Source organism: Streptomyces sp. NPDC029956, assembly GCF_055574655.1.
Genome location: NZ_JBVHZJ010000031.1, coordinates 62,165 through 69,683 on the forward strand (window position 1 = coordinate 62,165; position 7,519 = coordinate 69,683).

Annotated in this window: 5 protein-coding genes; all 5 read left to right on the forward strand. The window is 73.6% G+C overall.

Features of this window, described 5'->3' with window-relative positions; genetic code table 11:
* Positions 1 to 10 precede the first annotated feature (10 nt).
* The 5 genes from ACZ4XX_RS23910 (at position 11) to ACZ4XX_RS23930 (ending at position 7,438) form a co-directional block, all read left to right on the forward strand.
* A complete protein-coding gene (locus tag ACZ4XX_RS23910) occupies positions 11 to 2,776 on the forward strand; it encodes an ABC transporter permease subunit (RefSeq protein ID WP_468509899.1) in 2,766 nt (921 codons plus the stop codon).
* Positions 2,773 to 3,519 carry an ABC transporter ATP-binding protein gene (locus ACZ4XX_RS23915; protein WP_468509900.1) on the forward strand — a complete coding sequence of 249 codons (747 nt, stop codon included), beginning with the start codon at positions 2,773 to 2,775 and terminating at the stop codon, positions 3,517 to 3,519. Before ACZ4XX_RS23910 ends, ACZ4XX_RS23915 begins: the two co-directional genes overlap by 4 nt.
* 105 nt (positions 3,520 to 3,624) lie before the next feature.
* The gene (locus tag ACZ4XX_RS23920; protein ID WP_468509901.1) at positions 3,625 to 4,449 is read left to right on the forward strand and encodes a class I SAM-dependent methyltransferase; all 825 of its coding nucleotides are present in this window, start codon (positions 3,625 to 3,627) and stop codon (positions 4,447 to 4,449) included.
* A 211-nt stretch (positions 4,450 to 4,660) separates the two neighbouring features.
* Complete coding sequence (locus ACZ4XX_RS23925) at positions 4,661 to 5,860, forward strand: PQQ-dependent sugar dehydrogenase (protein WP_468509902.1); 1,200 nt, start codon at positions 4,661 to 4,663, stop codon at positions 5,858 to 5,860.
* A 174-nt stretch (positions 5,861 to 6,034) separates the two neighbouring features.
* Positions 6,035 to 7,438, forward strand: coding sequence for a lamin tail domain-containing protein (locus ACZ4XX_RS23930; protein WP_468509903.1), 1,404 nt, complete (start codon positions 6,035 to 6,037; stop codon positions 7,436 to 7,438).
* Positions 7,439 to 7,519 lie beyond the last annotated feature (81 nt).

Sequence of the window (7,519 nt, forward strand, 5' to 3'; positions counted from 1 at the left end):
GGCGCGTCACGTGGGTGACCTGCTGGGCTTCGTCCTGAGCGGGCTGGTGTCCGGCGCACTGTACGCGCTGCTCGCGACCGGCCTCGTGCTGTCCTACTCCGCCTCCGGGCTCTTCAACTTCGCGCACGGCGCCACCGCCTATCTGTGCGCGCTGGCGTTCTACGAGCTCCACTCCGGCTTCGGCTGGCCGGCCGTCCCCACCGCTCTGCTCCTGGTGTGCGTGGTGGCGCCCGGCCTCGGCTGGGGCCTGGACCGGCTGATGTTCAGAAAGCTGGCCGCCGTCGGCGAGACGGCCCAGATCGTCGCGACGATCGGTCTGCTGGTGGCACTGCCCGCGGCCGGACTGTGGGCGGTCGAACTCCTGGAGCGGGCGGGCGCCCCGGTCCTGCCCGCCGAGAACCAGTTCGGGCTGCCGGGCGTCGGGCCGAGCCCCGCGGACTCCTGGCAGCCCTTCGACGGCGTGGGCATCGACTCCGACCAGCTGATCACCTGGATCGCCACCGCCCTCGCGGCGGCGGGCCTGTGGGTCCTGATGCGGCACACCCGGCTCGGCCTGCGGCTGCGCGCGGCGGTCGACAACCGCACGCTGACCGAACTGCGGGGCATCAGCGCCGACCGGCTGTCCTCGACCGCGTGGATGCTGTCGTCCGGTCTCGCGGGCCTCGCCGGTGTGCTCGCGACCCCGCTCCTCGGGCTCTCCGCCCACGACTACACGCTGTTCCTGTTCGTCTCGGCCACCGCAGCCGTCCTCGGGCGCTTCGCGTCGGTGCCGCTCGCCTTCGTGGGCGGCCTGGGGCTCGGGGTCCTGCAGAACCTCGTGGCGGGGTACGCGTCGTTCGCCGAGGGCATCACCGGCTTCCGCACAGCCGTGCCGTTCCTCATCCTCTTCGCCGGTCTCGTCGTCCTCGTACGGCGGCGGCGCCGCGCGGCGGGCACGGCGGCCGCGGACCCACCGCCGGTGGAGTACCTCGCCGGGAAGGGCTGGGGGCGCCGCTGGGGCGCGTGGCTGGTGGCCGGCGTGCTCCTGGGCGCGGCGTTCTACACCGTCACCACCCCCTTCTGGAGCGGGATCCTGACCCAAGGACTCGCGATCGGGCTCGTGTTCACGTCGTTCACGGTGGTCACCGGGCTCGGTGCGATGGTGTCGCTCGCCCAGGCGACGTTCGTGACCGGCGCCGCCCTGGTCGCGGGGCTGCTCATGAGCCACGGCTGGCCTTTCGTCGCCGCGGCGGCGGTCGGCACGGCGGCGGCGGCCGTGCTCGGCGCGGTGGCCGCGCTGCCCGCACTGCGACTCGGGGGCAGATCGCTGGCCCTGGCCACCCTGGCGCTCGCCTTCCTGGCGGATCAGGTGCTCTTCCAGCTCGGGTGGCTGCGCAACGGCGACACCGGCTGGGAGATCCCGCGCCCGGTGGCCGGACCGGTGGATCTGGGTGACGACCGGGCCATGGGGCTCGCGCTCGTGCTCCTCAGTGCGGTGCTCGTCGCCCTTCTCACCCGGCTGCGCGGCTCCCGCTGGGGCCGGGCCATGCTGGCGGTCCGCTCGGCCCCCGAGGCCGCCGCGGCCTCAGGGGTGTCGGTGGTGCGGACGAAACTCCTGCTGTTCACGGTGTCGGCGGGCATCGCAGGCTTCGGAGGGGTGCTCTACGCCTCGTACAACACCAGGATCACGGCCACGGACTTCACGGCGCTGACCGGCCTGGTGTGGCTGGCGGTCGTCGTCGCGGCGGGGGTCCGCAGGCCGCAGTTCGCGGTGGTCGCGGGGCTGGTCTTCGCGGTGGTCCCGCATCTGATGGCGACGTACGTGACGGAGTCCGCGCATCTGCCGGTGATCCTCTTCGGTCTGGCGGGGCTCGCGCTGGCGAATGACCCGGACGGCTACTGCGCGGCGCTGCCGTCGAGGCGAGCGGCCCGGCGCGCCACGAGGCGGGCGGCCGCGCCACCGGGAGGCACCGAAGCCACCGCTCGGGCGGACGACGGCCTGTCCGAGCCGCACCTCGCGCGGACGGCCTGGCCGTCCGCCGTCGCGGCCGGGGGTGTCGCCCCGGGACCGGGCTGCGGCCCCGGCGAGACGCCGAGCCCGAGCGCGCTCGAACTGAGCGGCGTCCACGCCGGGTACGGCGGCGCGCCCGTGCTGCACGGCGTGGACCTCGTGGTGCGCGGCGGTGAGGTGCTGGTGCTGCTCGGGCCCAACGGGGCGGGGAAGTCCACCCTCTGCCGGGTCGCCGCAGGACTGCTGCGGCCGGCCGGAGGCCTCGTGCGGGTGCACGGTGAGGACGCCACCCGCGACGCGGCTGTCACCCGGGCCCGCCGCGGGGTGCGGCTGGCTCCCGAGGGGCGGGGGATCTTCGCCGGGCTGTCGATCGAGGAGAACCTGGCCCTGCAGCTGACCGGGCCGGAGGACCGGGACGCCGTGTACGCGCGCTTCCCCGCACTCGCCGCCCGCCGCTCCGTCGCCGCCGGATCCCTGTCGGGCGGGGAGCAGCAACTCCTCGCCCTCGCCCCGCTCCTCCAGCGGCCGCCGGCGGTCCTCGTCGCCGACGAACCGTCCCTCGGTCTCGCGCCGCTCGTCGTGGACGAGGTCTTCCGTCTCCTGACGGAACTCCGCGACCACGGAACCGCGTTGGTGCTCGTCGAGGAGAAGGCGGCCGAGGTGCTCGGCATCGCCGACACCGTCGCGTATCTCGCGCAGGGCGAGATCGCCTGGTCCGGGCCGCGCTCCGAGGTGGACCGGGACCGGCTCGCCGAGGCCTACCTGGGGTCGGGAGTCCGCCGATGAGCCCCCCGCTGCTCCGCGCGACCGGTATCGACGTCCGTTTCGGCGGCGTCCACGCCCTGCGCGACGTGTCCGTCTCCGTCGGCCCCGGTGAGATCTGCGGCCTGATCGGGCCGAACGGCGCGGGCAAGACGACCCTCTTCGACGTGCTGTCGGGGATACGGAGGCCGGACGCGGGAACGATCGCGTACGACGGTACGGACATCACCCGCCGCTCCCCGGTCTGGCGAGCCCGGCACGGCATCAGGCGCACCTTCCAACGGCAGCAGCTCTTCGGTCAGTTGACGGTCGCGGACAACCTCGTGGTGGCACAGGACTGGCGGGGTGGGGTGCGGCCCGCGGCCCGCCGCCACCGGGAGCGGGCCGCCGCCGTGCTCCACGAGTGCGGGCTCGACGCGCTCGCCGGCTCCTACGCGGGCGGCCTGCCCGTCGGGCAGGCCCGCGTGGTGGAGCTGGCCCGCGCGCTCGCCGATCCGCCCCGGGTCCTGCTCCTGGACGAGCCCGCGTCCGGCACGACCGCCGAGGAGCGTCGCAGACTCGCCGCCGTCATCCGCCACATGGCGGACGAGGAGAACTGCGCGGTGCTGCTCGTCGAGCACAACGTGGCCTTCGTGATGGAGTTGTGCTCCCGCGTCGTGGTGCTCGACCTCGGCCGGGTCCTCGCCGAAGGGGCGGCGGCCGAGGTCCACGCGGACCCGGCGGTGCGGGAGGCGTATCTGGGCAGCGATCCGGGCAGGCCGGACTGAGGTGGAGCGGTGCTCGGCGCGCGTGCGCCCTTTCGGGTCGCGTGGGGCGGGGCGCCGTCGACAGGGGCGGATCCGGACGTCAGACTGTTCGCGGAGGTGACGCGGGTGGTGGAACCGGTGGAGATGCGCGCCGCTGTTCGGGAGACGTACGGTCCGGCCGACCTCGGTTCGATGCCGGTGTTCGCCGGAGGGTTCATCAACTTCGGGTACTGGCGCTCGATCGACCTCGCCGGACCGCTCACGGTCGACGACCGGGTCCGCAGCCAGGAGGACATGTACCGGCAGGTGCTCGACGCCGCCGGTCCGCTCGGCGGCCGGCGGATCGTCGAGGTCGGCTGTGGGCTCGGTGTCGGCTGCGCGCTCGCCCTGGGCGAGTACCGACCGGAGCGGGTGACCGGCATGGACATCCACCCGCAGCAGCTGGACCGAGCCCGCCGGAGGAACGCGGATCTGCTGGGGACCTCCCCGTCGGCGCTCCGGTTCGTCCGCGGTGCGGCGGAGGAGATGCCGTTCGGCGACGGCGAGTTCGACTGCGTCTACAGCGTCGAGGCCGCCCAGCACTTCGACGACATGACCGCCTTCACCCGGGAGGCGGCCCGGGTGCTGCGGCCCGGCGGCCGGGTGGTCGTCGCGAGTTTCTTCACCCCGGACGACGACCCGGACCACGGAACGCGGCTCGCGTCGTACCTGGAGACGTTCGCCGACGGGCTGGACATCGCGCGGCCCGTCACGCTCGTGACCGACGCGTTCACCCGGGCGGGCCTGACGGACGCGCGAGCCGTGTCCATCGGGCCGGACGTGTGGCAGGGCTGGGACCGCTGGCTCGCCGACCAGTGGAAGCCGGGAACCTGGCCGCGCAACTTCCTGAAGGCGTACGAGCAGCGGAACCTCGACTACTACCTCGTCACGGCCACCCGCCCGCAGGACTGATCCCCGGACCGGGCTCCGCCGGCGCGCGCCCCCGAAGCCGACACGGGGGCGCACTTGGCCTATACCAATCGACCCGGTCCCCGTAGTCTCCTCCGTGGCCAGCGGTACCCCCTTCCCCCACCCCGGTTGCGTGCTGGCGCGGGCGACACCGATCCCCAGAACTGCCCCGAGCAGCCGGGTTCCCCCATTCGCCGCCTCCAGGAGGATCACGGTGAACGTTCGCACGAGAAGCTCGGCCCTCATCTGCACCCTGGGACTCGTCACCTCCCTCGCTCTCGCCACGGCCTCCGCGGAGGACCGTGACGCCCGGCAGCCGGTCGCGAAGACCGCCACGGCCGCCACGGCCGCTCGGGCCGCAACGGCCGCCGAGTCCGCGGGAACCGCGAAGATCTCGCTCACCCACGTCGCCACGGCGCACCATCCGATCGCCGGTACCGCCGGCCCCGGCGGCACCGTCTGGATCGCCGAACGGGCCGGAACCGTCAGGGTGTTGGGACCCGACGGGCTCGGCGAGCCGGTGCTCGACATCTCCGCCGACACCACCACCGACGGTGAACGCGGCCTCCTCGGCATCGCGTTCGACCCCGCACGCACACACCTCTACCTCTCGTACACGAACCTCGAAGGCACCAGCACCATCGACGAGTTCGCCGTCCGGAAGGGCAGGATCCGCCCGGAGACCCGGCGCACCGTCCTCACCCAGACGCAGCCGTACGCGAACCACAACGGCGGCGACATCACGTTCGGGCCCGACGGGTACCTCTACATCGCGTTCGGGGACGGAGGCGCCGGAGGCGACCCGCACGGCAACGGACAGAACCTCGGCACACTGCTCGGCAAACTGCTGCGGATCGACCCGCGCGGAGGCACGCCGTACGCCATCCCCTCGGACAACCCCTTCGTCGGCGACCCGGACGCGAAGGACGAGATCTGGGCGTACGGGCTGCGCAACCCATGGCGGTTCTCCTTCGACTCGCGCACGGGCGACCTGCTGATCGGCGACGTCGGCCAGAACGACTGGGAGGAGATCGACTGGGCGCCGGCGCGGAGCAAGGGCGGCGAGAACTACGGCTGGTCCGGGATGGAGGGCAACCACCCCTTCCGGGGCGGCACCGAGCCGGCGAACCACACGCGCCCGATCCACGAGTACCCCCGCACCGGACTCGGCTGCGCGGTGACCGGCGGGTTCGTCTACCGGGGGACCGCGATCCCGGCCCTCAGGGGGCAGTACGTGTTCAGCGACTACTGCGACGGCACCATCCGCTCCCTCGCGCTGAAGAACGGCAGGGTCACCGGGGTGAACGACCTCGTCGTCAACGGGGGCGAGGTCATCTCGTTCGTGGAGGGCCGTGCGGGCGAACTGTACGTCCTCGCGCTGGGCGGCGACATCACCCGTATCGACCCGGCGTAGCCGACGGGTTGCGCCGCGGCCCGTCACGGCCCGGTGCCGTGCCGTGGCGGGCCGTGACGTGCGGCCTGTCGGTCGACGGGCGTTCATGTGACAACGGAGCCGAATCCGACCGGCGTTCGGCGGCGGGCGTGAGTCTCGTGACGCCCTTCGCCCCTCTCTCAGGACGGACACTCCGTGCTCGAAGAACGCGCTCCCCGGGAGCGTCGCCGCCTCGCCCCGATCAGCCTCGCCGTCGCCGGTGCCACGCTGCTCGCCGCCGCGACGCTGGCGGCTCCGGCCGCGCACGCCGCTCCGTCGGACGACATCCGCATCAACGAGGTGGTGACGACCGGCAGCGTCGACGACTCGATCGAGCTGTTCAACAAGGGCGCGGCCGCCGTCGACATCTCCGGCTGGATCCTCAAGGACGACGACGCGAGCCACACGTTCACGGTCCCGGCGGGGACGACGCTCGCTCCGGGGACGGCACGCGCGTTCGCCGTTGCGGCGGCGTTCGGTCTCGGTTCCGGCGACAAGGCCCGCCTCTACCTGCCGGGCGGCAGCACCCTCGTCGACAGCTACAGCTGGACCGCACACTCCGCCCCGTCCTGGTCACGCTGCCCCGACGGCACGGGCGCCTTCAAGAAGGCGGCCCTGACGCTGGGCGCGCCGAACGACTGCGGTTCGGGCGGCGGTACGAACCCGGTGTCCTGGCCCGGCGGCAGCTCCGTGGCGACGGTCGACGGGTCGAACGTCTTCGGCGAGGACCTCAGCGGCCTCTACCAGGAGGGCTCCGTCCTCTGGGCCGCCCAGAACTCCGGCACGCTGTGGCGTCTGGTCCGGGACGGCGCCGGCGGCTGGACCTCGGGCAAGACGCTGCGCTACCCCGGGGGGAGCGGCAGCCCCGACGGCGAGGCCGTCACCCTGACCGCCGCCGGTGCCGCGGGCGGCGCCTACGTCGCCACCGAGCGCAACGGCGACGCCTCCGGCACCAGCCGCCTGTCCGTGCTCCGCTACGAGGTCGCCACCGGCACCGGCAGCGCCCTGACCGCCACGAAGGAGTGGAACCTGACCGCCGGTCTGCCGGCCGTGGGCTCCAACCTCGGCTTCGAGGCGATCACCTGGATCCCCGACACCACCCTCGTCGCGGCCGGATTCAAGGACGAGTCGACCGGCGCGGCCTACGACCCGAACCGGTACGGCGCGCACACCGGCGGCGTCTTCCTCCTCGGCGTGGAGGGCACCGGCGCGGTCCACGCGTACGTCCTCCGGGACAGCGGTACCGCCACCCGCGTCGCCACCTTCGCCAGCGGCATGGCCGGCGTGATGGAGCTCCAGTGGGAGCCGCAGGCCGCCCGCCTGTGGATGGTCTGCGACGACACCTGCGGCGGTCTGCACAGGACGATGAAGATCGGCAGCACCGGCACCTTCGGCCCCGCGGACTCCTACCTGCGCCCGAGCGGCATGCCCGATCTCAACAACGAGGGCTTCGCCCTGGCCGGTGCCGACGAGTGCGTCGCCGGCACCAAGCCCGTGTACTGGTCCGACGACAGCAGCACGGGCGGCCACGCGCTGCGCAGGGGCACCATCGCCTGCTGACCCTCGTCCGGGGGGGGGGGGGGGGGGGGGGGGGGGGGGCCTGTCTTCGGGGGCCGCAAACTGGGGGGGGGGGGGTGGCGG